At 43.3% G+C, this 26,098-nt stretch carries 26 protein-coding genes and 1 pseudogene; 18 read left to right on the forward strand and 9 right to left on the reverse strand.

Annotated features, from left to right (window positions below):
- Positions 1-100 precede the first annotated feature (100 nt).
- From ACN0VI_RS08030 to mobA, 12 genes are all read left to right on the forward strand, one after another.
- Positions 101-1,348: a nitrate/nitrite transporter gene (locus ACN0VI_RS08030; RefSeq protein WP_331892803.1), complete on the forward strand. Its 1,248-nt coding sequence runs from the start codon at positions 101-103 to the stop codon at positions 1,346-1,348.
- An 81-nt stretch (positions 1,349-1,429) separates the two neighbouring features.
- On the forward strand, positions 1,430-3,043 hold the full coding sequence (locus ACN0VI_RS08035; protein WP_417446380.1) for an MFS transporter: 1,614 nt from the start codon (positions 1,430-1,432) through the stop codon (positions 3,041-3,043).
- Positions 3,044-3,126: 83 nt separating this feature from the next.
- Entirely contained in the window at positions 3,127-6,879 is a 3,753-nt protein-coding gene (locus tag ACN0VI_RS08040; protein WP_417446381.1) for a nitrate reductase subunit alpha, read from the forward strand.
- Between the two features lie 9 nt (positions 6,880-6,888).
- The gene (gene narH, locus ACN0VI_RS08045; RefSeq protein WP_331892798.1) at positions 6,889-8,445 is read left to right on the forward strand and encodes a nitrate reductase subunit beta; all 1,557 of its coding nucleotides are present in this window, start codon (positions 6,889-6,891) and stop codon (positions 8,443-8,445) included.
- On the forward strand, positions 8,442-9,173 hold the full coding sequence (gene narJ, locus ACN0VI_RS08050; RefSeq protein ID WP_417446382.1) for a nitrate reductase molybdenum cofactor assembly chaperone: 732 nt from the start codon (positions 8,442-8,444) through the stop codon (positions 9,171-9,173). Before narH ends, narJ begins: the two co-directional genes overlap by 4 nt.
- Positions 9,174-9,189: 16 nt before the next feature.
- Complete coding sequence (gene narI / locus ACN0VI_RS08055; RefSeq protein ID WP_417446383.1) at positions 9,190-9,867, forward strand: respiratory nitrate reductase subunit gamma; 678 nt, start codon at positions 9,190-9,192, stop codon at positions 9,865-9,867.
- 80 nt (positions 9,868-9,947) lie between these two features.
- Positions 9,948-10,769 (forward strand): peptidylprolyl isomerase, encoded by an 822-nt coding sequence (locus ACN0VI_RS08060; protein ID WP_417446384.1) that lies wholly within the window; start codon positions 9,948-9,950, stop codon positions 10,767-10,769.
- A 16-nt stretch (positions 10,770-10,785) separates the two neighbouring features.
- Complete coding sequence (gene moaA / locus ACN0VI_RS08065; protein ID WP_417446385.1) at positions 10,786-11,784, forward strand: GTP 3',8-cyclase MoaA; 999 nt, start codon at positions 10,786-10,788, stop codon at positions 11,782-11,784.
- Entirely contained in the window at positions 11,785-12,504 is a 720-nt protein-coding gene (modA, locus tag ACN0VI_RS08070; protein ID WP_417446386.1) for a molybdate ABC transporter substrate-binding protein, read from the forward strand. It begins immediately after the preceding gene.
- A gap of 13 nt (positions 12,505-12,517) precedes the next feature.
- Positions 12,518-13,198, forward strand: a complete 681-nt coding sequence (modB, locus tag ACN0VI_RS08075; RefSeq protein ID WP_417446387.1) for a molybdate ABC transporter permease subunit — start codon at positions 12,518-12,520, stop codon at positions 13,196-13,198.
- On the forward strand, positions 13,195-14,310 hold the full coding sequence (gene modC / locus ACN0VI_RS08080; protein WP_417446388.1) for a molybdenum ABC transporter ATP-binding protein: 1,116 nt from the start codon (positions 13,195-13,197) through the stop codon (positions 14,308-14,310). Before modB ends, modC begins: the two co-directional genes overlap by 4 nt.
- Positions 14,311-14,325: 15 nt before the next feature.
- On the forward strand, positions 14,326-14,922 hold the full coding sequence (gene mobA, locus ACN0VI_RS08085) for a molybdenum cofactor guanylyltransferase MobA (RefSeq protein WP_417446389.1): 597 nt from the start codon (positions 14,326-14,328) through the stop codon (positions 14,920-14,922).
- Here mobA and moaE read toward each other — a convergent pair.
- The 4 genes from moaE to ACN0VI_RS08105 form a co-directional block, all read right to left on the reverse strand.
- Positions 14,900-15,403: a molybdopterin synthase catalytic subunit MoaE gene (gene moaE, locus ACN0VI_RS08090; RefSeq protein WP_417446390.1), complete on the reverse strand. Its 504-nt coding sequence runs from the start codon at positions 15,401-15,403 to the stop codon at positions 14,900-14,902. The two genes, mobA and moaE, sit on opposite strands and share 23 nt — an antisense overlap.
- A gap of 2 nt (positions 15,404-15,405) precedes the next feature.
- Positions 15,406-15,651, reverse strand: a complete 246-nt coding sequence (gene moaD / locus ACN0VI_RS08095) for a molybdopterin synthase sulfur carrier subunit (protein ID WP_417446391.1) — start codon at positions 15,649-15,651, stop codon at positions 15,406-15,408.
- A gap of 29 nt (positions 15,652-15,680) precedes the next feature.
- Positions 15,681-16,157 (reverse strand): cyclic pyranopterin monophosphate synthase MoaC, encoded by a 477-nt coding sequence (gene moaC, locus ACN0VI_RS08100; protein WP_417446392.1) that lies wholly within the window; start codon positions 16,155-16,157, stop codon positions 15,681-15,683.
- Positions 16,158-16,432: 275 nt separating this feature from the next.
- Positions 16,433-17,197, reverse strand: coding sequence for a MauE/DoxX family redox-associated membrane protein (locus ACN0VI_RS08105; protein ID WP_417446393.1), 765 nt, complete (start codon positions 17,195-17,197; stop codon positions 16,433-16,435).
- A gap of 70 nt (positions 17,198-17,267) precedes the next feature.
- Between ACN0VI_RS08105 and ACN0VI_RS08110 the strand changes: the two genes are divergently transcribed.
- Complete coding sequence (locus ACN0VI_RS08110) at positions 17,268-17,648, forward strand: MerR family transcriptional regulator (protein WP_331892780.1); 381 nt, start codon at positions 17,268-17,270, stop codon at positions 17,646-17,648.
- Positions 17,649-17,938: 290 nt separating this feature from the next.
- Here ACN0VI_RS08110 and ACN0VI_RS08115 read toward each other — a convergent pair whose 3' ends face one another.
- The 3 genes from ACN0VI_RS08115 to ACN0VI_RS08125 all read right to left on the reverse strand — a co-directional run bounded on the left by ACN0VI_RS08115 (position 17,939) and on the right by ACN0VI_RS08125 (position 20,861).
- Entirely contained in the window at positions 17,939-18,628 is a 690-nt protein-coding gene (locus tag ACN0VI_RS08115) for a replication initiation protein (RefSeq protein WP_417446394.1), read from the reverse strand.
- 529 nt (positions 18,629-19,157) lie between these two features.
- Complete coding sequence (locus ACN0VI_RS08120; RefSeq protein ID WP_417446395.1) at positions 19,158-19,643, reverse strand: lecithin retinol acyltransferase family protein; 486 nt, start codon at positions 19,641-19,643, stop codon at positions 19,158-19,160.
- 189 nt (positions 19,644-19,832) lie between these two features.
- Entirely contained in the window at positions 19,833-20,861 is a 1,029-nt protein-coding gene (locus ACN0VI_RS08125) for an AAA family ATPase (RefSeq protein WP_417446396.1), read from the reverse strand.
- A gap of 127 nt (positions 20,862-20,988) precedes the next feature.
- Between ACN0VI_RS08125 and merR the strand changes: the two genes are divergently transcribed.
- The 5 genes and pseudogenes from merR (at position 20,989) to merA (ending at position 24,230) form a co-directional block, all read left to right on the forward strand.
- Positions 20,989-21,381, forward strand: a complete 393-nt coding sequence (gene merR / locus ACN0VI_RS08130) for an Hg(II)-responsive transcriptional regulator (RefSeq protein ID WP_012801204.1) — start codon at positions 20,989-20,991, stop codon at positions 21,379-21,381.
- An 84-nt stretch (positions 21,382-21,465) separates the two neighbouring features.
- The gene (locus ACN0VI_RS08135) at positions 21,466-21,813 is read left to right on the forward strand and encodes a mercuric transporter MerT family protein (protein WP_012801203.1); all 348 of its coding nucleotides are present in this window, start codon (positions 21,466-21,468) and stop codon (positions 21,811-21,813) included.
- A gap of 34 nt (positions 21,814-21,847) precedes the next feature.
- Positions 21,848-22,123 (forward strand): mercury resistance system periplasmic binding protein MerP, encoded by a 276-nt coding sequence (merP, locus tag ACN0VI_RS08140; RefSeq protein ID WP_012801202.1) that lies wholly within the window; start codon positions 21,848-21,850, stop codon positions 22,121-22,123.
- 13 nt (positions 22,124-22,136) lie between these two features.
- Positions 22,137-22,582 (forward strand): annotated as a pseudogene (gene merC / locus ACN0VI_RS08145) (organomercurial transporter MerC).
- 10 nt (positions 22,583-22,592) lie between these two features.
- On the forward strand, positions 22,593-24,230 hold the full coding sequence (gene merA, locus ACN0VI_RS08150; protein WP_012801201.1) for a mercury(II) reductase: 1,638 nt from the start codon (positions 22,593-22,595) through the stop codon (positions 24,228-24,230).
- A 378-nt stretch (positions 24,231-24,608) separates the two neighbouring features.
- Here merA and ACN0VI_RS08155 read toward each other — a convergent pair whose 3' ends face one another.
- Together ACN0VI_RS08155 and ACN0VI_RS08160 are read right to left on the reverse strand one after the other, a co-directional pair.
- Positions 24,609-24,899, reverse strand: a complete 291-nt coding sequence (locus ACN0VI_RS08155; RefSeq protein ID WP_197047990.1) for a bile acid:sodium symporter — start codon at positions 24,897-24,899, stop codon at positions 24,609-24,611.
- Between the two features lie 311 nt (positions 24,900-25,210).
- Positions 25,211-26,098, reverse strand: a complete 888-nt coding sequence (locus ACN0VI_RS08160) for a cation diffusion facilitator family transporter (RefSeq protein WP_417446397.1) — start codon at positions 26,096-26,098, stop codon at positions 25,211-25,213.

Below are 26,098 nucleotides of genomic sequence, written 5' to 3' on the forward strand. Positions count from 1 at the left end.
TATAGTAATTGTTCGGGAGAGTGGCTTATTGATCTCGATCAAATAGATGGTCAAAGAGGGGGAGTATCTTCATCTTGAAATAAAGATGAGGAGGCTCTCAATGCTAACGCACAAACAAAAACAATATTCTGTTTTGTCCATGAGTACGGTCGCATTCGCATTTAACTTTGCGGTGTGGACCATGTTCTCAATTATCGGCATCAAGATTAAGCAAGAGCTTGGGCTAACTGACACCGAGTTCGGTATTCTGGTCGCAACACCAATTTTGACAGGCTCCATTACGCGATTGCCATTGGGCATCCTAACTGATCGCTACGGTGGACGTATCGTCTTTTTCATTCAAATGCTGTTAGTTGCCGGAGCAACTTATGGCCTGGCATTTGCACATGAATATTGGCAATACCTGGTGGCAGGACTATTTGTGGGTTTAGCCGGCGGATCATTTGCAATTGGTATTGCCTATACCTCTGCCTGGTTCGAAAAAGATAAGCAGGGTACTGCAATGGGTATCTTCGGTGCCGGTAATGCTGGTGCTGCTATTACCAACTTAGTCGCGCCAATGATTGTTGTAGCTGCTGGATGGCAAATGGTGCCTAAGGTGTACTCAATTGCGATGCTGGTGATGGCTATCGTTTTCTGGTTTTTTACTTTTAACGATCCGAAGCAAATGGAGCGAGCCAGAACAGGACAGCACATTTCATTAAAAGATCAGTTAGCGCCACTTAAAGAACTCCGTGTTTGGCGTTTTGGGCTCTACTATTATTTTGTGTTTGGTGGTTTTGTTGCTCTGGCTTTATGGCTGCCAAAATATTACGTCGGTGAATACGGTTTAGATCTTAAAACTGCATCCTTCATCACCATGTTATTCACTTTACCATCTGGAGTAATTCGTGCTGCCGGTGGGTATGCTTCCGATAAAGTTGGGGCGCGTAAAGTTAACTGGTGGGTGTTCTGGATTTCAATTGCATGTCTTTTCTTCCTTTCTTATCCCCAAACAACGTTACTGGTTAAAGGTATCGAAGGGGACTTTAGCTTCGACATTGGTTTAAACATTTGGATTTTCACTGCATTAGTTTTTGTGGTCGGTATTGCACAGGGCTTCGGTAAAGCCAGCGTATATCGAATCATTCATGACTATTACCCCAACAATATGGGGTCAGTCGGCGGCATGGTAGGCGTTATAGGTGGTCTGGGTGGATTCACTTTGCCCATCTTTTTCGGTCTTTTATCAGACTATACCAACGTTCGTAGTTCTTGTTTCATGCTGCTATTCATTCTGGTTGCTATCTGCATGGTCTGGATGAACTACGCGATTGTTCAACAGAAGAAAGAAAGCGAAATATTGTAAAGAGAATTGATGTAAAGAGTATGCCTTGGCAACGAGGCATATCGTTCTAACGAATTTAACGAGTACTTATTGGAGAAAACAATGGCTGACTTAAAAAAATGGGATGTAGAAGATCCTAAGTTTTGGGAGTCCGAAGGTAAGAAGGTTGCTAACCGAAACCTTTGGATTTCAATTCCAAGCCTGCTGTGTGGTTTTGCAGTCTGGCTATATTGGGGAATCATCACGGTTCAAATGCTGAACCTTGGTTTCCCCTTTGAAAAGTCAGAGTTATTTACTTTGATGGCCATTTCTGGATTAACCGGTGCAACTTTACGCATACCCAGCAGTTTCTTCATTCGACTGTGTGGTGGCCGTAACACCATTTTCTTTACGACTGCATTGCTGATGATTCCAGCAGTTGGAACCGGTATTGCGCTACAGGATAAAGATACCCCGCTGTGGATGTTCCAACTATTAGCTCTTTTATCCGGCCTGGGTGGCGGTAACTTTGCTTCATCAATGTCTAACATCAGCTTCTTCTTTCCGAAAAAGCAGCAAGGTTTAGCTTTGGGCTTGAATGCTGGATTGGGCAACTTTGGTGTCACCTCAATGCAAATTTTGGTTCCTCTATTTATGACCTTTGGAGCATTTGGAGCCATGGGTGGCGATCCAATGACTTTGGTCAGTTCAAGCGGAACTCTAATTGGGAAAATTGAAGCAGGCTCTGAAACCTGGATTCAAAATGCTGGCTTCGTATGGTTATTGTTACTCGTTCCTCTTGCCTTTGCAGCTTGGTTTGGTATGAACAACATTAAGACCCAGGAAGTGTCGCCGGACATAGGTAATCCTATGTCAGCCTTTGGCAAAATCACTTTCATGCTGCTGATTGGCTTTATCACCGCAACGGCTGGTTTATGGTTGATGTTGCCTCAAAGCGCTAATGGTTCTGGCTTTGGTGTGCCAAAAGAAATAGTCCTGGTTTTGGTTATCACTGCAACGGTGTTTTTACTCAAAGCATTACCGGGGCAGATTCGCACAAGTCTTAACCGTCAGTACAAAATTTTCAATAACAAACATACCTGGGTGATGAGTGTTATTTACACCATGACTTTTGGTTCCTTTATTGGTTTTGCAGCTGCTTTCCCACTCGCTATTAAAGTTATCTTTGGCTACAGCCATATCATGGTCGATGGTGTTATGACCCACGATACGATTAATACCAATGGGCCAAGCGCACTAATGTATGCCTGGATGGGCCCTTTTATTGGTGCTCTGATTCGTCCAGTTGGTGGTTGGATTTCTGACAAGGTCGGTGGCGCTTTAGTCACTCAAATTTGCTCGCTGATTATGGTTGCCAGTGCACTTGGCGTGGCCTATTACATGAAAGCTGCCTATGGCTCTGCGAGTCCGGAAGAGTTCTTCATTCCGTTCTTTATTCTGTTCCTAATCCTTTTTGCAGCTACAGGTATTGGTAACGGTTCTACCTTCCGTACCATCGCAATGGTATTTCCGAAAGAGCAGGCAGGCCCGGTACTTGGCTGGACCTCAGCCGTTGCAGCTTATGGCGCTTTCTACATCCCTAAAGTCTTCGGTGAACAGATTCAAGCGACCACACCAGAATATGCACTGATAGGTTTTGCCATATTTTACGCGGTCTGCTTATTCGTTAACTGGTGGTTTTACCTGAGAAAGAACGGTGAGTTTTATAACCCTTAATCGGTAATGAAGAATTTAACTATGACCACTTTAATTATGACTACTTTTATGAATTTAAATAACAGATCAGATGGGAGAGTAATATGAGTCAATTCCTTGATCGCTTACAGTTTTTTAAGAAAAAACAAAGCGAGTTTTCGAATGGTCACGGCGAAGTGACCAACGAAAGCCGCGCTTGGGAAAATAGCTATCGACAACGTTGGCAGCATGACAAGATTGTTCGTTCAACGCATGGCGTTAATTGTACCGGTTCATGCAGCTGGAAGATTTATGTAAAAAATGGCTTGGTTACCTGGGAAACCCAGCAAACGGATTACCCTAGAACGCGTCCTGATCTTCCAAATCACGAACCACGAGGCTGTCCACGTGGAGCTAGCTATTCTTGGTACCTATACAGTGCAAACCGCCTTAAGTATCCCAAGGTGCGTAAGCCTTTATTGAAACTGTGGCGTGAAGCGCGATTGACCATGTCTCCCGTAGAGGCTTGGCAGTCCATTGTTGAAGATCCTGAAAAAGCGGAAAGCTACAAAACAAAACGCGGACTGGGTGGTTTCATTCGTTCAAGCTGGGACGAAGTTAATGAAATTATCGCCGCTTCGAATGTTTATACCGCAAAACAATATGGACCTGATCGAATTGTTGGCTTTTCACCGATTCCAGCGATGTCTATGGTCTCTTATGCAGCAGGCTCGCGTTACTTATCCCTGATTGGTGGCGTCTGTATGAGCTTCTATGATTGGTATTGTGACCTGCCTCCAGCATCGCCAATGACCTGGGGCGAGCAAACTGACGTACCTGAATCTGCCGACTGGTATAACTCCAATTATATTATTGCCTGGGGCTCTAACGTTCCACAAACACGGACACCGGATGCGCACTTCTTTACTGAGGTTCGTTATAAAGGTGCCAAGACAGTATCAATTACCCCAGACTACGCAGAAGTGTCTAAGCTAACCGATGAGTGGCTCAATCCGAAGCAGGGTACTGATGCTGCTTTAGGAATGGCTTTTGGCCATGTCATCTTGAAAGAATTCCACTTGGAAAACCCAAGTGAATATTTTACCGACTATGTTCGCCGCTACACTGACATGCCAATGCTGGTAGTGTTAGATGATTATGAAAAAGGTGGCTATACCGCAGGTAAATTTTTACGCGCATCGGATCTGGTCGATAGTTTAGGTCAGGACAATAACCCTGAATGGAAAACCATTGCTTATGATGAGAATACCGATGAACTGGTTTCTCCACTGGGCTCTATCGGTTATCGATGGGGTGAGAAGGGCAAATGGAATATTCAAGATAAAGAAGGCAAGGAAGGTAAAGACGTCAAGCTTCAGTTATCGCTTATTGGTAATGATGTTGCATCGGTATCTTTCCCTCATTTCGCTTCAGATAAAACCAATCAATATTGGGTTTCTTGCGAACATAACGAAGTTCTTAATCGTAATGTTCCTTGCAAAACCATTACCCTCGCTGATGGCAGAACCGTTAAAGTAGCCACCGTATATGATCTGATGATTGCTAACTATGGTATCGACCGCGGACTGGGTGGCGAAAACGTTGCTTCCAGTTTTGACTATGACATTCCATTTACTCCAGCATGGCAAGAAAAGATCACCGGCGTTAAGCGCGACAAAGTCATTCGTATTGCACGCGAGTTTGCTGACACAGCTCATAAAACCAAGGGTAAGGCCATGATTATTGTCGGTGCGGCAATGAATCACTGGTATCACATGGATATGAACTACCGTGGTTTGATTAACATGCTGATGATGTGTGGCTGCGTTGGTCAATCAGGCGGCGGCTGGGCTCACTATGTAGGTCAGGAAAAATTACGTCCACAAACAGGCTGGTTGCCTCTGGCCTTTGGTCTCGATTGGAGTCGTCCGCCACGTCAAATGAACTCCACTTCATTCTTCTATAACCACAGTTCGCAATGGCGTCATGAGAAAGTCAGCATCCACGAAGTTTTATCGCCGCTGGCTGATAAGTCTCAATACCCAGAACATATGTTGGACTACAACATTAAAGCTGAACGGATGGGCTGGTTACCATCTGCACCACAACTGGATCGTAACCCATTGCAGATTACCCGAGATGCGGAAGCTGCGGGCATGGATCCAAAAGACTACGTAGTGCAAGAGTTGAAAAATGGTAACTTACGCTTTGCCAGTGAAGCGCCTGATGATCCTAAAAACTTCCCGCGTAATCTGTTTGTATGGCGTTCCAATTTATTAGGCTCTTCAGGCAAAGGCCATGAGTATATGCTCAAGTATTTATTAGGCACTAAAAACGGCTTAATGAATGAAGACTTAGGCACCCGTGGTGGTTTTAAACCTGAAGAGGCTGACTGGGTTGAAGAAGGCCCCAAAGGAAAACTGGATCTTGTGGTTACCCTGGACTTCAGAATGTCCTCAACCTGTCTGTATTCAGACATCGTTTTGCCAACCGCTTGTTGGTATGAAAAAGACGATTTGAATACATCAGACATGCACCCCTTTATACATCCGTTATCAACAGCCGTTGACCCAGCCTGGGAAGCTCGCTCTGATTGGGATATTTACAAAGGTATTGCTAAAAAGTTCTCTGAAGTCGCAGAAGGCGAGTTGGGCATCGAAAAAGATTTGGTCACAGTACCCATTCTGCACGATACCGCAGGCGAGTTGGCGCAGTCTGATGTTAAAGACTGGAAGAAGGGCGAGTGCGAACTTATCCCCGGTAAAACAGCGCCGAACATGATGGTAGTTGAGCGTGATTATCCCAATACCTACAAGAAGTTTACTTCGCTGGGCCCATTGCTTGAAAAACTGGGTAACGGCGGTAAAGGTATTGGCTGGAATACTGACGAAGAAGTTGAATTCCTGCGTCAATTAAACCACACCGTTCTTGATGAAGGCGTCAGCGAAGGTCAACCGCAAATTGAAACAGCGATTGATGCTGCTGAAGTGGTGCTATCTCTCGCTCCAGAAACTAACGGAAATGTTGCCGTCAAAGCCTGGGCTGCACTAGGTGAGTTTACAGGTCTTGATCATACTCATTTAGCATTGCCAAAACACGAAGAGAAAATTCGATTCCGAGATATTCAGGCACAACCACGTAAGATCATTTCGTCGCCAACCTGGTCGGGACTTGAAGATGAGCATGTCAGTTATAACGCTGGCTACACCAATGTTCATGAGTTTATACCATGGCGAACCATCACTGGTCGTCAACAGTTCTATCAGGATCATCTCTGGATGCAAGCCTTTGGCGAGCAAATGGTTTCGTACCGTCCACCTATCAATACTAAAACTATTGAATACGTGAAAGACAAGAAGCCAAATGGCAATAAGGAAATTGTTCTTAACTGGATTACACCACACCAGAAATGGGGCATTCACAGTACCTACTCTGACAACCTGTTGATGCTGACTCTGTCGCGTGGCGGTCCGATCATCTGGTTGAGTGAGCTTGATGCAAAAGAGGCCGGAATTGAAGACAACGACTGGGTTGAAGTGTTCAATGCAAACGGTGCCATTGCTTGTCGTGCCGTAGTAAGCCAAAGGGTCAAACAAGGCATGGTGATGATGTATCACGCTCAAGAACGCATCGTGAATGTGCCTGGCTCTGAAATGACCGGAACCCGTGGTGGTCACCATAACTCAGTAACCCGTGTTGTCCTAAAGCCAACTCATATGATTGGTGGTTATGCACAGCAATCCTATGGCTTCAACTATTACGGTACTGTCGGTTGTAACCGTGATGAGTTTGTTGTCGTTAGAAAAATGGACAAGGTTGACTGGCTCGATGGGCCAGACGGCGATGTTCATCCTCAACCACTACCTGATGAAGTATAGGAGCCAGTAATGAAAATTCGTGCACAAGTGGGTATGGTCCTTAATCTTGATAAATGTATTGGTTGCCATACCTGTTCGATAACCTGTAAAAATGTTTGGACTTCTCGGGAAGGAATGGAATATGCCTGGTTTAATAATGTTGAAACCAAGCCAGGCATTGGCTATCCGAAAGAGTGGGAAAACCAGGACAAATGGAATGGCGGTTGGGTGCGTAAATCCAACGGCAGTATCCGCCCTAAAATTGGTGGCAAGTTCCGTATTTTAGCCAACATATTTGCTAACCCCGATTTGCCAGAAATTGACGACTACTACGAGCCGTTTGATTTTGACTACCAACATTTGCATACCGCCAAAGAGTCTGAGCATCAGCCAACAGCACGGCCACGCTCGCTAATTTCAGGCAAGCGAATGGAGAAAATTGAATGGGGACCAAACTGGGAAGAAATTCTTGGTACTGAGTTTGAAAAACGCAGTAAAGATAAAAATTTCGACAACGTTCAAAAAGAAATATACGGACAATATGAAAATACATTCATGATGTATTTACCACGCCTGTGTGAGCACTGCTTGAACCCAACCTGTGTGGCTTCATGTCCTTCTGGTGCTATCTATAAGCGCGAAGAAGATGGCATTGTTCTGATCGATCAGGAAAAGTGTCGTGGCTGGCGCATGTGTATCAGTGGCTGCCCCTATAAGAAAATTTACTACAATTGGAAAACCGGTAAATCAGAAAAATGTATTTTCTGTTACCCACGGATTGAAGCTGGAATGCCAACGGTATGTTCGGAAACCTGTGTTGGTCGAATCCGTTACTTAGGTGTCTTGCTTTATGACGCAGATAAGATTGAAGAAGTCGCATCAACAGCTTCTGAAACAGATCTCTATCAAAAGCAGCTGGAAATCTTCCTTGACCCTAATGATCCAGAAGTTATCAAGCAAGCTCGTAAAGATGGCGTCGCTGACTCAGTCATTAAAGCTGCTCAGGCATCGCCGGTCTACAAAATGGCGGTTGAGTGGAAATTGGCGTTGCCATTACACCCAGAGTACAGAACCTTACCTATGGTTTGGTATGTGCCATCTTTGAGCCCAATTCAGTCTGCAGCCGAAGCAGGGCATATCGGTTATGTCGGTAAGTCAGGCGTGATACCTGATGTGGAATCGTTGCGTATTCCAGTTAAATATCTGGCTAACCTGCTAACTGCCGGCGATGAAAAACCAGTAATTCTTGCCCTAAAACGCCTCCTGGCAATGCGTGCATACAAGCGCTCGCAACAGGTAGAAGGTGTTGAGGATCTCGATGTACTGGAAGATGTTTCATTGACCAAAAAACAGGTTGAAGAAATGTATCGTTATCTGGCCATTGCAAATTACGAAGATCGTTTCGTGATACCAACTGGCCACCGCGAGTTAAACATTCCAGAAGCCTATGAAGAACGTAATGGTTGTGGCTTTAGCTTTGGTAACGGCTGTAGTTCCGGTAATAACGACGTCAACATGTTTGGTGCTAAGAAAATCACCCAGCGTGACATCATTAAAACCGTACAAATCTGGGAGAATGACCAATGAAAATTTTGAAAGTTATATCTCGCTTATTGGACTACCCAACTCAAAGCTTACTTGATAACTCTGATGCACTGGTTGAAGCAACTGCTTCAACCACCCATCTGCCACCTGAAGTACGCGAAAGAATCATTGCCTTAATTGAGCAGCAAAGAGTTGCCGATATCTATGATCTACAAGCCAACTACGATGGTTTGTTCGAGCGTGGGCGTTATGTTTCGTTATTGATTTTTGAACATGTGCATGGTGAGTCACGTGATCGTGGCCAGGCCATGGTCGATCTTTTGGAAATGTATAAATCCAAAGGCTTTGAGCTCGACTCTCGTCAAATGCCTGATTACATCTCTTTGTTCCTGGAGTTTTTATCAGAACAAGATGACCTTTATGCACGCGAATGGCTGGCAGACGTTGCACACATTTTTGCACTACTAGAAGAACGCCTTGATAAGCGTGAATCAGAGTTTTCAGTCCTGTTCAGAAGTTTACTGATCATTTCGGGCGCTCAAGTAGACCGCAAAGAAATTCAGGAAACGGTAGCCAAAGAGCAAGCCGAGGATACTTTGGAAGCGATTGATAAAGAGTGGGAAGACAAGGAGATTCGTTTTGATGATCCGATTGATGGACAGTCGTGCCCATCGAATCGTCCGGCTCCACAATTGAGCGCTAATAAAGAAGTGCCAATCAATTGGCATGAAGCCTCAGTTAAAAACAAATCAGACTCAATACAACGCTAGGTCCAGGAGTATAGTTATGTCAAATTTCAACACACTACTTTTTGGGATCTATCCTTACATTGCAATAGCTATATGCATTGTAGGCTGCTGGATCCGTTTCGATCGCGAGCCTTATACCTGGAAGGCACATTCAAGCCAAATGCTCAGCAATAAAGGGATGCGGATAGCCAGTATTTGCTTCCACGTTGGTGTGATCTTTATTCTGCTGGGGCATTTTGTAGGATTGCTTCTGCCTGAAGCCATTTACCACTACTTTATCAGTACCGCAGATAAGCAATTACTGGCGATGGTATCCGGTGGTTTCTTCGGCATTATCTGCTTAATCGGCCTGGTTATGTTGATTCACCGTCGCTTAACTAATGACCGTGTTAGAGCTAACAGCAGTAAGTCTGACATTTTCATTCTGTTCCTGTTATTAGTTCAGTTGTTATTAGGACTACTAACGATTGCTGTTTCCAGCCAACACATGGACGGTTCAGTAATGGTACAACTAGCGAACTGGGCACAGTCCATCGTTACTTTCCAAGGGTTCGAAGCAGCAGCTTATATTGCTAACGTTAATATCATCTACAAACTGCATGTGTTTGTCGGCATGACTATGATTCTAGTATTCCCGTTCACGCGACTGGTTCATATTATCAGCATGCCCATCTGGTACTTTGGACGAAAATATCAAGTCGTTAGACAGCGATAAGCGGTAGAGCAGGGGGAGTCTCTTCCCCTGTTTCTAAACGGTATACGGTTAAGTTAAAAGTTATTCGGTAGGAGATTTATATGTCAACAGCGGCAACTTACAAACCCACCAAACAGGATCAACAAGCGCCTTTCGAGATACCTGTTATTTCAGTTAATGGTGAGGTCATTGATGAAAAGCTTTTGTCTGAAGAGCTTCAATACCATCCTGCCAATGATGCTGAATCAGCGATTCAAAAAGCAGGCCAGGCTCTGGTGATTCGCCAGCTTCTCAAGCAACAGATAAAAGATCGTGCTTCAAAGGTAGACAATGAAGAGCAGGCTTTTGAAGATTTGATTGAGAAAAATATCAACTTTAAGCAAGTGTCTGATGAAGACTGTCAGCGATATTATGAGCAGAATACACAAAAATTTATGACCGCACCCATTATGGAAGTGAGTCATATTTTACTGGCTGTCGCTCCTGATGATATCGAAGGTCGTATTCAGAAGAAAACATTGGCTGAAAAGTTAATTAACAAACTTCTTGAAAATAGCTCTCTTTTTACCGACATGGTGATTGAGTATTCGGACTGTCCTTCCAGTAAAACTTGTGGCTCGCTAGGTCAGATCAGCAAAGGGCAAACGGTGCCTGAGTTTGAACGCCAATTGTTCCCGCTTGATGAAGGGATCTATGACAAGCCTATTGAAAGCCGCTATGGCTACCATATCGTGTTTATCAATAAAAAAATTGCTGGTAAACAGCTGGAGTATTCGATGGTCAGCGAGAAGATTCATGATTACCTGAATTTGCGCCGTCACCGCCAGGCCGTCAGCGATTATCTGTACCAGCTTGTAGAAGATTCGACTATCGAAGGCTTGGAACTAAAGCTGGAACAAGACAATATTTTCTTTGGTCAATAACAAAAGAAGTAGCCTTATGAGTGAGCAAACAAAGTTAATCGATCCCTTCGGCCGTCAGATCACCTATCTACGATTGTCGGTAACTGATCGCTGTAATTTCAGGTGCGTGTATTGCATGGCTGAAGACATGACTTTTTTGCCCAAACAAAGACTACTATGTTATGAAGAACTAACACAAATCAGTCAGGCTTTTACTGAGCTTGGTGTCAACAAAATACGTTTAACTGGTGGCGAGCCATTGGTTCGCCACGATATCATCAAGCTCACATCCAGTTTGGGTAAGTTAGATGGCTTAAATAATCTTGCTATAACCACCAACGGTTCGATGCTCACTAAGTTAGCCAAGCCACTATATCAAAGCGGTGTTCGCAGTTTGAATATCAGCCTTGATACATTGGATGAGGAACAGTTTCATTCGGTCACTCGCACAGGAACTTTATCTAAAGTGCTTGATGGCATTCAAGCAGCCAAGGATGCTGGGTTCGAAAAAATCAAGCTCAACGCTGTCATCATGAAAGGCCAGAATGATCAGCAGATACCTGCGTTATTGGATTATGTGTTGGACAATGAGCTGGATATCAGTTTTATCGAAGAAATGCCATTAGGGCATATTTCATCGCATGATCGCGCAAAAACTTTCTGCTCAAGCGAAGACGTAAAAGCAATCATCAAGGAACATTATGAACTGCTGCCTTCAACCTTGAACACCGGAGGCCCTTCACGCTATTTTTCGATTCAGGGTCATCGCAGCAATATTGGTTTTATTTCACCTCACAGCAATAACTTCTGCGGTAGCTGTAATCGCATACGCCTGACTGCTGAGGGCCAGCTATTACTGTGTCTGGGTAATGAAGACTCCCTCGATTTAAGAGCCATTGTTCGACGTTACCCCAATCAAACAGAATTATTAAAAGAACGAATTATCGGGGCGATTAAACACAAGCCGAAAGAACATCACTTTAGTAATGACGGTGATGTACAAATTCTACGCTTTATGAATATGACCGGTGGTTAAATGATTAAAATCGCTGCTATTCTGCTGTCTTTCAATATTGCTTTTGTGCAAGCAGAAACTATTAGCGTTGCGGTTCCTGCTAATTTCTTAAAGCCTATGCAGGTCATTGCAGAGCGCTATGAAGCAGAAACGGGAAGCGCTATCATTTTACACTCAGGCTCAACCGGACAGCTCTATGCGCAGGCAATCAATGGCGCTCCTTTTGATTTGTTTCTATCGGCGGATGAGGAACGAGTCGATGCTTTATTAGATAACCAGCTGGCAGATACATCGCAGCTGTATACTTGTGGTCAGTTAGCCTTTTATTCGCAGCAGCATCAAATAACCCAGCTTCAAGATCTGAGCAGCCTTGCAAAAATTGCCATGGCAAAACCAAATCTTGCGCCTTATGGTAAAGCTGCCGAATCGACTCTCAGCCATGTCATCCATGATTTTCCAGCAAAAATTATCTACGGACAAAATGTGGTAGCGGCTTATCAATATGCCATGCATAAAGTGGTGGATGGCAGTTTTGTTGCTTACTCTAATGTACATGACGCGAACACAGGATACGTATGGTTAGTGCCTAAAGAACTATACACTCCGATTAAGCAGAAGATGACGGTATTACATTCGAGCAACAAACAGCAAAGTGCACAACGCCTGTATCGCTATATATTGTCTGATGAAATTCAATCACTGATAAGCGAAATGGGCTATACTCACATAAAAGATTGCTAAGTTAGATTCGTCTATGGACTTCTTTATCATTGATTGGCAGCCGATTCTTCTATCGCTCAAACTGGCTTTCGTGACCACGATATTCCTGCTGCTAATTGGAACGCCAATCGCCTGGAAATTATCGCAAAGCACAGGCTGGCTCAAACACATTGTTTCCGTGATTGTTGCATTGCCATTGGTACTGCCGCCAACCGTTATCGGTTTTTATTTGCTGATTCTGCTGTCTCCTGATGGTTGGGTGGGGCAACTCAGCGAAGCCTTAGGCATTGGCAATCTCTTGTTTAGTTTTAGCGGTCTGGTGATCGGCTCGATCATTTACTCTTTACCCTTTGTCGTTCAGCCCCTGCACAATGCTTTCGAAGCACTCGGTCGTAAACCCATTGAAACCGCATACAGCCTTGGTGCAAAACCGCTGGATACGTTTTTCTCTGTAGTAGTTCCTTTATGCCGTAATAGTTTTATTACCGCTTCAATTTTAGGCTTTGCCCATACCATGGGTGAGTTTGGCGTCATTTTAATGATCGGTGGCAGCATTCCCGGCGAAACTAAAGTGGCGTCTGTCGCCATCTATGAACAAGTTGAAATGCTGAATTACACAGAAGCTCATAAGCTAGCCATTATTATTGTGATTATTTCTGTGTTGTTAATGTTGGTTTCATACCGATTAAATCATCGCAAGAGGGCTGAAGCATGAGTGAATTAGCCCTCGACCTTAAATTGCAGAAAACAGGTTTTCGGGTCACTGCCAATCAAAGCATATCCTTGCAGGGCATCACTGTGATCTGGGGACCAAGTGGCAGTGGCAAAAGCCTTCTTTTGCGCGCAATCGCTGGCTTCGAACGCCCCCAGGGTTCAATGCTATTAGATGATATGACCTTGCTTTGCAGCCAGTCATCAGTTTTTGTACCCCCTTATCAAAGGCACGTTGCCTACGTTGCACAACAACCTGAATTGTTTGCCCATTTAACCGTTAAACAAAACCTTGAATATGGTTACAAGCGAAGAGGGGGTAGCGAGCCGCGAGCCTACTCTTTTAATGAAGTGGTCACAGCATTAGGCCTGGCCAAATTCTTAAACAAGAAACCTTCCACACTGTCGGGGGGACAAAAGCAACGTTGCGCCATAGCTCAGGCACTCCTGTCGTACCCCAAATTACTACTAATGGATGAGCCTTTATCGGCACTCGATGATCAAGCACGACAAACCATCATCAGCTATTTGGCGCAAATACCGAGACTGTTTAACGTGCCGATTATTTACGTCACACATGCTTATGAAGAGCTTTTAAAATTAGCTGACCATGTGTTACCGGTCAAAGATGGTGTGGTTACTGGCTGCTATCCGCTTGAAGACTATTGCTCCAATTACAACAATCAATCTTTACCCGCTGAACAATTGTGCTCGGTGTTGATAGGGCAAATAGAAGCAGAAAGTAGAGAGCAAGAAAACAAATCTACAGAACACAGAGCTAGCCAAAAAGACTACGGCTTAAGCCGGTTAAGTTGTGAACATCAAAACTTGTATATTCCGCAAGTCATGGCCGTAAATAATCCATTGAAGATCATTGTCTATGCCAAAGACGTTTCCGTCAGCCTGAGTAAAGTCACGGATAGCAGTATTTTGAACTTGCTTGAAGTGACAGTGGAACAGATCATCGATTATTCAACTACCAGTAAACTGTTGCTGTTAAAGCTTGGCCAACAAAGTTTATTTTCTCTCATCACCAAAAAGTCGGCAGCAGAGTTAAACATACGCCAAGGTCAAAACGTTATTGCGCAAATTAAAGCCGTTTCGATTAAGGCCTAAAGGGATTGCTCGCCAATGATCAATAATCGCACCAAACAAGGCATACTAAATGTGCTATTGCTCGCAGGCGGCAGATCCTCGCGTATGGGCGGCGAAGACAAGGCGCTGATTGATTATTATGGCAAGCCGATGATAGAGCACCTGATTGAAGCACTGCCCACATCGGATATTAATCAGCTGGTGATCAGTTGTAATCGCAACTTTGATCAATACAGGAAATACAGCGAACATCTGGTCAGCGATAAGAGTTATGAAGCCATAGAACCATTTGCAGGTCCCTTGCTCGGCATCCTTTCAGCGATGGACACTTACCAGGCTGAGACATGGCTTATCCTGCCATGCGATACACCGCAAATTAACCAGGCCATGCTGACAAAGCTTATCGACACTTATCACAACAGCTCAGCCTTAATTAGCTGTCTTAGCATTGGCGACCGGCTACAACCACTACACTGCGTACTCAGTAGTCAGCTGAAAGGCTCACTGTGCGATTACTTGAAGAGTGGGAATAGGAGGGCGCAGGAGTGGGTGATGTTGCAGAGTCCAAGCCAGGTGGATTGTTCAGATCAAGCGGACAAACTGGCGAATATTAATTCACCTTCTGATCTTTAGTATTCTTTTGCACTTTTTGGGTAAGCCACTTATCCACTTCACTTTGGTCGCTTTGTTTAGCATCAACCCAACGAGCGCCATGGCTGGTTTGTTCTTTTTTCCAAAAAGGTGCCGTGGTTTTCAAACTATCCATAATGAATTGGCAGCCATTGAAAGCATCTTGACGGTGCGCGCTAGCGGTGGCCACTAAAACAATATTATCGCCTGGATATAAAGTGCCGACACGATGAATAATAACCACCTCGTTAAGGCTCCATCGCGACTTGGCATCCTCAGCCAACTGAGTGAGAACCGACTCGGTCATGCCGGGATAGTGTTCCAGAGTTAATGCTTCGACGCGTTCCTTATCATCAGGTTGATGCTGGAAATCTCTAACCAGACCAGTGAAAGTAACGACCGCGCCAATTTCAGTGCCGCATTGCTTGAAATAATCGCTCACCAACGACAGTTCAAAGTCTTCATGCTGTACCTTAATTAACATCACTAACCACCTGTAACAGGAGGGAAAAACGCTACTTCATCACCATCTTTCAATGAGCTGTTCAATTTAGCCATCTGTTGATTAACAGCAATCATCAAACCTGATTGCGAAAACACCTGCTGCCAAGTGTCGCCTTTAGTTTTTAAGACATCAATCAGTGACTCAACCGATGAAAAATCAGCATCAAGTTGAAGCGAATCGGTGTTTAGCTGCTCGCGATATTTAGCAAAGAATAAAACCTTAATCATAATAATTACTCGCCTGACTTACTGTTTACCTAAGAGTGTTCCGCCTGCCAATGACCCGACTTACCGCCCGACTTTTCCAGCAGGCGAGTAGGGCCAATAACGATTCCCTTATCCACCGCCTTGCACATATCGTATAGCGTTAAGGCAGCAACCGACGCCGCAGTTAAAGACTCCATCTCAACCCCTGTTTGACCCGAAACCTTACACAACGCCTCGATAGTCACCTGATGCTCCTCATCATTGAAAGCAAAAGCAATTTTAACCGAAGTTAGCATCAATGGATGGCATAAAGGAATCAAATCGCTGCACTTCTTAGCCGCTTGAATACCGGCAATTCTCGCTGTAGCGAACACATCACCCTTAGGTAAAGCATCATCCAGCAACAAGCGATACGTCTCAGGATTAAAACGAACCACAGACTCAGCCACAGCCACACGCGAGCTGTTGCTCTTATCCGTCACATCAACCATATGAGCATGGCCTTTATCATCAAGATGAGTAAGCATAATCTAAGTAAAATAGAGGTTTATGGGCATAATAATACAGCAAAAAAAGACAAGAAACTTAATCCAGATCAAGTGTTTGTTAAGTCTCTAACAGGGTCGTATAACGATATATTGCTGCAGGTTTAGCATAGATCGCTTTCAACACAACTAAAATGGACACTTGGAATAGTAGGCTACGTGTAGCCAACATCTGGGTACATTATGTTGATTAAGGAAATGCCAGTCATCCATTTATATTGTGTACGTTCATTGATTGCCATTTTTGTTTCAGGCGACTAACTCAAAGTAACTCCCAGAGCACTTAATCCTACCCAAATACCCATGCCTATCATGATTAAGTTTTCAGTCAGTGATATAAATCCAAGAGGGACATTACTGGAACCGCCAACGCAAGCGCATTTCAGTTCTCGTTTATCGATATAAACGGCTTTAAACACTGATATTGCGCCTATCGTACCAATGGTGAGAGCTAATGGTGCAGACAACCAGGGCAGCAACCCTCCAATCATCAATACAGCAGCAAGACCTTCCGCTATGGGATAGATATAAGAGTAGGGGACCCATCGCTTAGCGAGCAGATCATAGTTAAGAAACATGGTGGAAAAGCTTTCGATATCCTGTAGTTTTAGCATCGCTAAAATGGCCATACTGAATGCAATAAACCAATGCAAGGCTTGTAGGTTAAACGCTGTATCGAAGACTGCAATACTTGCCGCTATTGCCATCAAAAACGTCATGCTGAATAGCGCAATAATCGGCTGGTAACTGGTTTCATCTTCAGACTTTATGGGTTTACCCAGATGTTCTCTGAGAGCATCGTAGCCACCAATTCTTTCATCTTCGATAAATATCTGCGGAGTGGTGGATACATCATGCTTAGACTTAAACTCGTCTGTCTCGTCACGAGAAGTTAACCAGTTATCGTCAACCTCATAGCCTTCACGCTGCAACAAGTCTTTGGCTTTGAGCCCGTATGGGCATACGTGTTTGTCCATTACCATTCGATACAGTACAGCTTTCTTTTCTTGCTTAGGAGTCATAGTTTATCCTCGTACATGTTTTGACATGGTGATAGTATAAATACAGTACCATAGTACGGAGTCAAGACACATGTTTCCAATTGGCAAATTTGCACAGGCAGGCGGCGTTGGCGTCGAAACCATCAGGTTTTATCAGCGCAAAGGCTTACTCAATATTCCTTCCCAAGAAGGCGGAATTCGTCGCTATGGTGATGAAGATCTGAGGCAACTTAAGTTTATACTTAAAGCAAAAGCCGCAGGATTCACACTGGCAGAGATAAAAGAATTGATCACGCTAGACTCAAGCGACGACCGCCACAAAGCGTATCAACTTGCATCTGCACGAGTCGCAGCACTCGATAAACAAATAGCAGAACTCAAACAGGCAAGGAACTCATTGCAGCAACTCGCGACAGAATGCCGAACCAGCAAGACAGGCCCATGCCCAATAATCGAAGCATTTGATGATTAGAACAAGCTATAACAGCAGTATAGCGACTCGTAAACTTACAAGAGTATCGCTAAATCAATCCCTTATAGTGGCTTTTTCAAGCCAACCCTAATATACCTCACCCACATCTACATATTCGCATAACTTATATTATGTTAAATTGATTGTTTATGAGAATAAGATAGATATCCAAAACCACTCGTGAACATATAGGTTTGTAATTTTATGACATAAACCTTTATAAAATAACACAAACCTTTGTAAAAAAAGTATACATAAAAATCAATGAGTTATAGTGCTCGATAAATTGATTAGGTTTTATAAGCGAATAGACCTATCATCCCCTTTTTTTCTCGACAGAAATCGCCATGCATTTGATCTAGGGTTAATTGAATATTGGTGACCTCGTTAATTTGCTCGATTGATGGAGCCAGAAGCCTTCTGCATATATCAGTAAATCTATTCTGATATTTAGATTGGTTGCTTTGAGCTAAATAGCTCAGAATTTCATCCATATGAAATGAGTAAAAGCCTAACTGTTTTTCACTACACTCCAAGATATGATTGATGAGTAGATACAATCTTGTTGCATAGAGGCTTTTTAGTCCCAGAATATTTTTTAGTATTGATTTATTATCTAGCGATATTTCAGAGTATTGATTGGAATATGAGTTAACAAGAATAGTTTTTGTCCGCCCCACTTTTTTTATGTCAAAATCTATATAACAACTTTCACTGCTACAATAGAATGCTTTTATTTCGTCGATACCAACGTTAACTCTGTTGGAAATGTTAACTAGGTCGTTTTTGTAATATTCAGTATTAAATTCCATTGGTGCTATAGTTATGGGAAAATTATCATTAGAATTTTCAGCAATTTGTAGAATTACAAACGCAGCTAGTCTGTAACTGTATTTACTTAATCCATTGTTTAGCCAAAGTCTAAGAACTGGACTGAATTCACTTATGACATCATCAATATGGATCACGTATTTTTCCATAATTAAAACCCTTCTTATAAACTGCGATAACAAAGGCACAGGTTTAAAGAAGCCTTGTCTTACTCGAATAAAGGATGTGTAATACGGACATATAGTACATCAATCAAGCAGCTTCCTATCATGAATCATGACTTATTTATCGAGATAATTGAAGGCCAATCTCCAAAATTAACACTTGCATATAACAACGATGATAAATGCTGGGGTTGGTACGGTTACGATGGTATGGGTAGATATGTATTTCTTGAAATTAAGAACCAGGAAGTCCTAAACTCAGCTGAGTATTACTTTGAACAGAATCTACTTCGAAAGATTAAGAATGTCTACGCTGTTGAAAATGGCTGTGAGTGCTCCTTGTACGAGATTGCTTAACAGCTATTTAGAAATCTAAATCCGTTAAAGGCACAATATCCGCCCTCATCCGCTCCCATAATTTGTTACATCGTCGAACATAGATGATATTTAAACTATTTCTAAATCATCCAGCCATGACTATTTCTAGCCAGGCTGGATCTTAGTATGAAGTATCCTAAGGTTCTGATTTTATCGTGGCTCTAGAGTTGAGTACGGCAAATGCTCCAATGGCAACAGCACCGCCAAGGTACTTTAATAATTTGGGATTTTTAGCAAACAATGCCACCAGCAATAAACCAGCGGCAACACCAGAGGTACCTGCAATCACCTGAGTAGAGCTAACATTTAATCGTGTAGCCCACCTGACAAAATGCTCACAATTACTGCTTATCACTGAATATTTCCATTTACCAATTTGAGATTTTGCGAGTGATAAGGCTACATTCACGGGGATGATATATCTTGCCTGGATTGGGTAAGAATGCTTTCCTTGAGTAACTATATCCCAAGGCTCTTCTTTCACTGTTCCGTTTCTTTCTGTGGCTGATATAAGCATTGGAATGCCTTTGTCACAAAATGTATCTGAAACAATTGACCAGTGTTGATAAAATCCGAAGTCGCTGACAATGATATCGCCAGCTTTAAGCGTGTTATTTAACATATGTAGTCTCTACATTTGTATTTAGTTGAACCTTTAATATAAAGCTTTGAATTGAATATTCAAGTAGAAATTAGCAAGAGAGGTAGCTATTTGCATTTAAGTTTGAATAATCTTTTGAGGTAACCAGCTAACCTCAACCTTTTAAAGATGAATGGTTTGAAATTTCTACAGGTTATTAAACTCGGATTTTCACATCTCCTCTCTTCTCTTACTAAAAGCTTCATGCCATTCGATTATTAAAGTAAGTGCATCATGCAACTCATCTGGTTCCGGAATATCCACAGGCGACTCACTAGATTGGCTGTGTTCATAGTCCGAAAAATTCCCCATTAACTGATCAATAAGATCGCAATCTTCCGTGGTTATTTTTGCTAACTTATGAATCTTACCTTTGGTGTTTACGGCTCTACGATGCCTTGCAACAACATCTGCTAACAGTTCATTCTCAACAATTCTTTCAAGTAGTATTCTGAAGTCACTGCAAATCGCTTTTGCCAATGGATAATAACTATCATAACCGTCTTGTTCTAAGGCTTTTCGGGCAGCGCTCAACTTTGAATTTCTAAGGTCTTTAACTGCATTGATTGGCTTCTTAGCAAAAATTGGAAGTTCGCTATGCTCTCCACAGCCCCAGGGCTCACGCCTAATATGCCGATATTCAGCATTGCCTTTTTCAATCAGATGCCCTAATAAGCTTAGTCTATGCGTGAAAACAATCACTTGTCTATCAGCACTCAAATCTACTAGCCGTTTTGCCGTGTTCTCCTCATAAGTCTGGTCTAAAGATGAGATAGGGTCGTCGAAAATAAAGGGGGCAGAATTTGGTTTACTGATGACATCCGCAAGGAAAGCAGCAAGCGACACGATCCGTTGCTCTCCTTCACTGAGAACGCTCATTGCCCTGCTTCGATTATGTTGGGGGTTCAGCCCATGTAGCTGTATTTTGTGCTGCGCCTTTCCAAACGTTGTTTTAGTTTTTATTAATTCGACACTAACTTTTGAAGCACCCAATAACTTTAGCTCTTCATTAAATCTTTTAACAAAAGCATCCGTTACTAGAATTTCAGAGACCCGCCCAGCTTCTCTGGAAATAGCAGATGTATTGACAGCCTTCAGCCGTATCTCAATCTCATGCTTAATTTGAAGTTGTAATATTTCATCTTTTATTGAGGTACGGCCACGATTCGTGATAAATCGACCAAAAAATAGTTTAACCATATGAAATATATTGAATATCTCAACGAACTAACAGCAGACTTTGCGCTATTGATACACTGTTTGTTATATTCGTACTTTCAACTTAGAATTTTACTACCCACTTCAGTACCGACAATACGGTTAAATTATGTATGTAATTGGTCAACTTGCCAAATTGGCAAGCGTAAACGTTGAGACCGTTAGATATTATGAACGGTGCGGCTTAATTGAACAGCCCCAAAAACCCGTTAAAGGTTATCGTCGTTATCCTGAGACGACTTTGAATCGCATTCGGTTTATCAAACGTGCTCAAGAGTTAGGGTTTTCCTTGGATGAGATCGCTAACTTGCTGATGCTGGAAGAGACTTCTTGCCAAGAAGTACAAAGTATAGCAAACCACAAACTTGCCAGTGTTCGTGCAAAAATGGCTGATCTACGCCGCTTAGAAACCAGTCTTAATGATTTACTGAAACAATGTGCAAGCAACACTGAACAGGCACATTGCCCGATTATTACTTCCCTTCTCCCAGAAAACAACTAATAACAATCGCTAAACCCCTTGACTCCGTACTTGGATACGGAGTTTATACTGTTTTCTATCAGAACATTTGAAGTGGAGTAAGCCATGGCAAAAAACGATACCAGTTTACCGCTAGTTGGTGGTATTGCTGCTGCTATTGGTGCTGGGCTTTGTTGTGCTGGGCCCTTAGTCTTGTTACTACTAGGCGTTAGTGGTTCTTGGATTGGCAATCTGACCGTATTGGAGCCATACCGCCCTATTTTTATCTTGCTGGTACTGGTTTTATTTAGTTTTGCCGGTTGGAAAGTTTATCGACCTATAGAAGAGTGTGAGCCTGGAACCGCTTGTGCAATGCCACAAGTACGTAAGCGCCGGCAGATCATTTTCTGGGTAACCGCCTTCATTGCATTAATATTAGTCACTAGCAATTACTGGATTATCTGGTTTGCTTAATTATATCGTTGAGAAATAACCCTTGGAGAAGAAGATGAAAAAAATTGCACTATTATCCCTACTATCAATACTTAGCTTGGGTGCGTTTGCCAAGCAGCAAACAGTCATGCTTGAAGTTCCCACGATGACCTGCGTAACTTGTCCGATTACGGTGGAAAAAGCATTGCAACAGGTTGAGGGAGTTACCAAAGCTGAAGTGACCTTCGAAGATAAGTTAGCCGTGGTCACTTTTGATGATGAAAAAACTACGGTGGAAAAGCTGACCGAGGCCACAAAAAATGCCGGCTATCCATCTGTGGTAAAGCAATAAAGGACGAATACTAATGAAGAACCTGCTGAGTCTTTTTACCCGCATTGGCGACAAAGCCAGCTCATTAGGTGCCGTGGTGTCTGCCATGGGTTGTGCCATGTGCTTTCCGGCCATCGCCAGCTTGGGGGCAGCCATCGGGCAGGGTTCCTCAGTCAGTGGTAGTGGTTCTTTATCAATACACTCTTGCCTATATTGGCTTGGGTTAGCCTAATAGTTAACGGACTTGGCTGGATTGGTCACAAGCAGTGGCATCGTAACCTGCTTGGTATGCTAGGGCCTATTCTGTTGTTGCTATCACTTTATCCGTTCTTTCAATATGCCTGGAACACTTATGTGACGTACTCAGCCTTGGCACTGATGGTAGCGGTATCAATCTGGGATATTTTTTCGCCAGCGAATAAACGCTGTGACAATGAAAGTTGTGTGCTTCCTGCCGACAACACTCACTCAAATCCATAAGGAGGTCTTTATGCGTAAATTCTCCATCTCTGGAATGACTTGTGAAAGATGCCCTCAGCAGATCGAAGATGCCTTGATCGTCATGCCTGGCGTCAGAAATGCCACCGTTTTTTATACGAAATCCAGTGCAGTCGTCGAAGCAGAATCTGATGTCAATGAACAGACGCTAATCAATACCATCAAAGCTCTTGGCTACACGGCTCAACCTGTCGCGTTAGATGGCTGCGATAGTGAAGATGTGACTGACAAAAAGTCGCTGCATGTCGCTATCATCGGTACTGGCTCGGCTGCTTTTGCTTGTGCTATCAAGGCAGTGGAAAATGGAGCACAAGTCACACTCGTTGAAGCTGGAGATGTGATCGGAGGTTGTTGTGTTAATGTCGGTTGTGTACCTTCGAAAATTCTGCTCCGGGCTGCCCAGCTGGCTGAACAGCAGCGTAACAATCCTTTCGACGGTCTAGAAAATCATGAACCTTCTTTGGATCGTAGCTTGTTAGCGAAACAACAAACTGCACGCGTGGAAGAGTTACGTGCCGCCAAATATCAGCATATTCTGGATACCAATCCAGCATTGTCATTGGTACAAGGTTATGCATCTTTTAAAGATACTCATACCTTAACTATTCGCAACAAAGATGGTTACGAGCAAGAGCTGGTTGCAGATCGCTTTTTGATTGCCAGCGGCAGTCAGCCATCTATTCCTCCTATTCCAGGCCTGGTTGATACCCCTTATTGGACTTCGACGGAAGCTTTATTCGAAACTGAGCTACCTGAGCACTTGTTAGTGATAGGCTCTTCAGTTGTGGCTGTCGAACTTGCTCAAGCTTATCGTCGGCTGGGTGCAGAGGTCACTATCTTGGCTCGCAGTACTTTATTGCTCCGTGAAGACCCACTGTTGGGAGAAGGCTTAACCGTAGCTTTTGAACAGGAAGGCATTCGCGTACTGGAACATACCCAAGCCAGTCAGGTGTCTTATGAAGATAATAAGTTTATCCTTGATACCGAGCAAGGAGAAATTCGTGGCGATAAATTGCTGGTCGCCACCGGCCGTGCACCTAATACCGGTAAGCTTAATCTTGCCGCTGCCGGTGTAGAAAAAGAGGCCAATGGAGCGGTCACTGTAGGTGATCAGATGCGCACATCACAGTCACATATTTACGCAGCAGGTGATTGTAGTAACATGCCGCAACTGGTTTATGTCGCGGCAGCGGCAGGCAGTCGTGCAGGGATTAACATGACAGGGGGTGAAGCTCGGTTGAATCTATCCGCGATGCCAGCCGTGATCTTTACCGAACCGCAGGTAGCAACGGTAGGGTTGTCAGAACAAGAAGCTCATGCACAGAATATTGAGACCGAAAGTCGAGTATTGCCACTGGAAAACGTGCCTCGAGCACTGGCTAACTTCGACTCTCAGGGTTTCATCAAACTGGTGGTTGAAGCTGGCTCCCAACGCCTGATCGGAGCCCAAGTATTAGCTCATGATGGCGGCGAGATTATCCAGAGCGCGGCACTGGCGATTCACAACCACATGACAGTGGATGACTTAGCGGATCAATTGTTTCCTTATTTAACTATGGTGGAAGGCCTGAAGCTTTGTGCACAAACTTTCAGTAAAGATATTAAAGAACTGTCTTGCTGTGCTGGGTAAGCTTTATCTTTCGTCAGAAAAGATATTTATGAGTCTGCTTTTGGTTTCCAGTGATACGGTACTACCAATTTACTGCATATTTCTTCGTGGAAAGTTTCTTCAGTAACTGTTTGAGAGCTAGCCTCAAGCAAGATATTTGGCCACAATAGGAGATGTGATCATCTGAATTACTGCAAAGAATGTGGCTGGTATTACTATTTCTGATGGCAACCGGGATGCAGCCACAAAAGCCGCTGCAATGCTAAATTCTTTTTTGCTGACAGTAAATAGGTATGCGATGACTTCCGGTCGGTCTGTCGTTATAAACCGTGAAGCCATTCCAATTAAGTAGCCACAAAGATTTAGACTTAAAGCTGCTCCAGCAATTACAAAAGCATACTATCCATAACCAATGATGGTTTCTGCATTGGAAGCCACTACCGCAAGTAATATTACAAGATAGAAGACTGACCCAATTCCTGCGTAAGTCGAATCATGCTTTGAAATAATCGTCGGAAAGTTGGTGCGTAAGGTTACACCGAGAATTGTAGGCACTAAAACAACTAGAGCTAACTCCAGGATGATGGAAACGAGAGGGACTTCTAGCTGTATCCCTGTCAGCCATAGAAAAAGGAGCGGAACTACGAAAGGAGAAAAGGCTGTATTGACCGCATTGAAAAAGGCGACCAGTCAAGAAGCCTGCAATTGAATCGGGCCATAGACGAGCCCCATTGCCAAAAACTGTCTTGACGGTTTGCGAAAGACTATTCGTACGGCATGTGCATCAAATGTAAGGCTGATCACAAACATCAGAATCACAAGTAAAGGGGCTATTGAGGAGTCGAGGTACTTCCCGGATTCGGGCAATATCAGGCCAACTCCAGCTACAATAATCACAAACCAAACAAGATTTGATTCAACGAAATAAATTAATCGACGCATAAGTCAAGGGTACCAGTTACTGTGCGGCCACAATATAAATTATAGCTGTACTCTCCCAATTACAAAGCTTCAGAAGCATCGCGGCATTGCTCGTCAGTCATTTCAAGCTCAATAGTCGTATGCTCTAAATTAAATTTACTCAATCGTTCTGCTATAGATTTTTTTAACTCCAGCTGTTGCTGCATAGATAGTGCATCCTGTAGAGCTAGATGAGCAGTAAGTACGTGATGCTCTCCATCCAATGACCACAAGTGCAGGTGATGGATACTGTCCACTTCTTCAAGTTCTATTAAGGTTTTGTATACTGATTTTGACAGTTCTTTGTCAGGGATTGCCTGTAAAAATAACCTTATAGTGTGCCAAAGGTTTTTAGCAACATTAATTAAAATATAGAGAGTGAAAAGAATCGACAAAGCTGGGTCAAGAATGGGCCAGTCAACAAAAAGAAGTACGATGGAAACGATTAAAACTGCAACCCAACCAAGTACATCTTCCAGTAAATGCCAGTTGAGTATACGCTCATTAAGAGTTTTACCTTTACTTAATTTATAAGCCGCAAAACCATTAACTAGCACCCCAAACACGGCTAACGCGATCATGCCCTCAACCATAGGCATTTCTGGTTGCAGGAGTTTAGGGATAGCTTCTGTCAGAACCCATGCAGAACCAATAATCAGGACTAGGCCATTAATAAGAGCTCCAAGCAGTGATAATCGGCGATAACCATAGGTGAACTCTGAATTTGAACCTTTCTCACTAACTTTACTAAGGAACCAAGCAAATCCAATGGATAAACTGTCGCCAAGATCATGGACTGCATCGGCCATGATGGCGGTACTATTGGTTAAGATACCTCCTATAAACTCGATAATGGTAAAGGTGACATTCAGAAAAAATGCCCAACCTATACGAGTATTTGAACCATGTGAGTGCGAATGATCATGCAT

It is taken from the genome of Kangiella sp. (assembly GCF_048265365.1).
GTDB lineage: Bacteria > Pseudomonadota > Gammaproteobacteria > Enterobacterales > Kangiellaceae > Kangiella.

Excerpts from the sequence above, each read along its gene's own strand:
- modA (WP_417446386.1), top strand. The coding sequence starts at position 11,785 with ATGATTAAAATCGCTGCTATTCTGCTGTCTTTCAATATTGCTTTTGTG.
- merR (WP_012801204.1), top strand. The coding sequence starts at position 20,989 with ATGTATGTAATTGGTCAACTTGCCAAATTGGCAAGCGTAAACGTTGAG.
- ACN0VI_RS08115 (WP_417446394.1), bottom strand. The coding sequence starts at position 18,628 with ATGGAAAAATACGTGATCCATATTGATGATGTCATAAGTGAATTCAGT.
- moaC (WP_417446392.1), bottom strand. The coding sequence starts at position 16,157 with ATGCTTACTCATCTTGATGATAAAGGCCATGCTCATATGGTTGATGTG.
- merP (WP_012801202.1), top strand. The coding sequence starts at position 21,848 with ATGAAAAAAATTGCACTATTATCCCTACTATCAATACTTAGCTTGGGT.
- moaD (WP_417446391.1), bottom strand. The coding sequence starts at position 15,651 with ATGATTAAGGTTTTATTCTTTGCTAAATATCGCGAGCAGCTAAACACC.
- ACN0VI_RS08030 (WP_331892803.1), top strand. The coding sequence starts at position 101 with ATGCTAACGCACAAACAAAAACAATATTCTGTTTTGTCCATGAGTACG.
- ACN0VI_RS08160 (WP_417446397.1), bottom strand. The coding sequence starts at position 26,098 with ATGCATGATCATTCGCACTCACATGGTTCAAATACTCGTATAGGTTGG.
- moaE (WP_417446390.1), bottom strand. The coding sequence starts at position 15,403 with ATGTTAATTAAGGTACAGCATGAAGACTTTGAACTGTCGTTGGTGAGC.
- ACN0VI_RS08060 (WP_417446384.1), top strand. The coding sequence starts at position 9,948 with ATGTCAACAGCGGCAACTTACAAACCCACCAAACAGGATCAACAAGCG.
- narI (WP_417446383.1), top strand. The coding sequence starts at position 9,190 with ATGTCAAATTTCAACACACTACTTTTTGGGATCTATCCTTACATTGCA.
- narH (WP_331892798.1), top strand. The coding sequence starts at position 6,889 with ATGAAAATTCGTGCACAAGTGGGTATGGTCCTTAATCTTGATAAATGT.
- ACN0VI_RS08035 (WP_417446380.1), top strand. The coding sequence starts at position 1,430 with ATGGCTGACTTAAAAAAATGGGATGTAGAAGATCCTAAGTTTTGGGAG.
- ACN0VI_RS08135 (WP_012801203.1), top strand. The coding sequence starts at position 21,466 with ATGGCAAAAAACGATACCAGTTTACCGCTAGTTGGTGGTATTGCTGCT.
- narJ (WP_417446382.1), top strand. The coding sequence starts at position 8,442 with ATGAAAATTTTGAAAGTTATATCTCGCTTATTGGACTACCCAACTCAA.
- modC (WP_417446388.1), top strand. The coding sequence starts at position 13,195 with ATGAGTGAATTAGCCCTCGACCTTAAATTGCAGAAAACAGGTTTTCGG.
- moaA (WP_417446385.1), top strand. The coding sequence starts at position 10,786 with ATGAGTGAGCAAACAAAGTTAATCGATCCCTTCGGCCGTCAGATCACC.
- mobA (WP_417446389.1), top strand. The coding sequence starts at position 14,326 with ATGATCAATAATCGCACCAAACAAGGCATACTAAATGTGCTATTGCTC.
- ACN0VI_RS08040 (WP_417446381.1), top strand. The coding sequence starts at position 3,127 with ATGAGTCAATTCCTTGATCGCTTACAGTTTTTTAAGAAAAAACAAAGC.
- ACN0VI_RS08105 (WP_417446393.1), bottom strand. The coding sequence starts at position 17,197 with ATGACTCCTAAGCAAGAAAAGAAAGCTGTACTGTATCGAATGGTAATG.
- ACN0VI_RS08125 (WP_417446396.1), bottom strand. The coding sequence starts at position 20,861 with ATGGTTAAACTATTTTTTGGTCGATTTATCACGAATCGTGGCCGTACC.
- ACN0VI_RS08110 (WP_331892780.1), top strand. The coding sequence starts at position 17,268 with ATGTTTCCAATTGGCAAATTTGCACAGGCAGGCGGCGTTGGCGTCGAA.
- merA (WP_012801201.1), top strand. The coding sequence starts at position 22,593 with ATGCGTAAATTCTCCATCTCTGGAATGACTTGTGAAAGATGCCCTCAG.
- ACN0VI_RS08120 (WP_417446395.1), bottom strand. The coding sequence starts at position 19,643 with ATGTTAAATAACACGCTTAAAGCTGGCGATATCATTGTCAGCGACTTC.
- modB (WP_417446387.1), top strand. The coding sequence starts at position 12,518 with ATGGACTTCTTTATCATTGATTGGCAGCCGATTCTTCTATCGCTCAAA.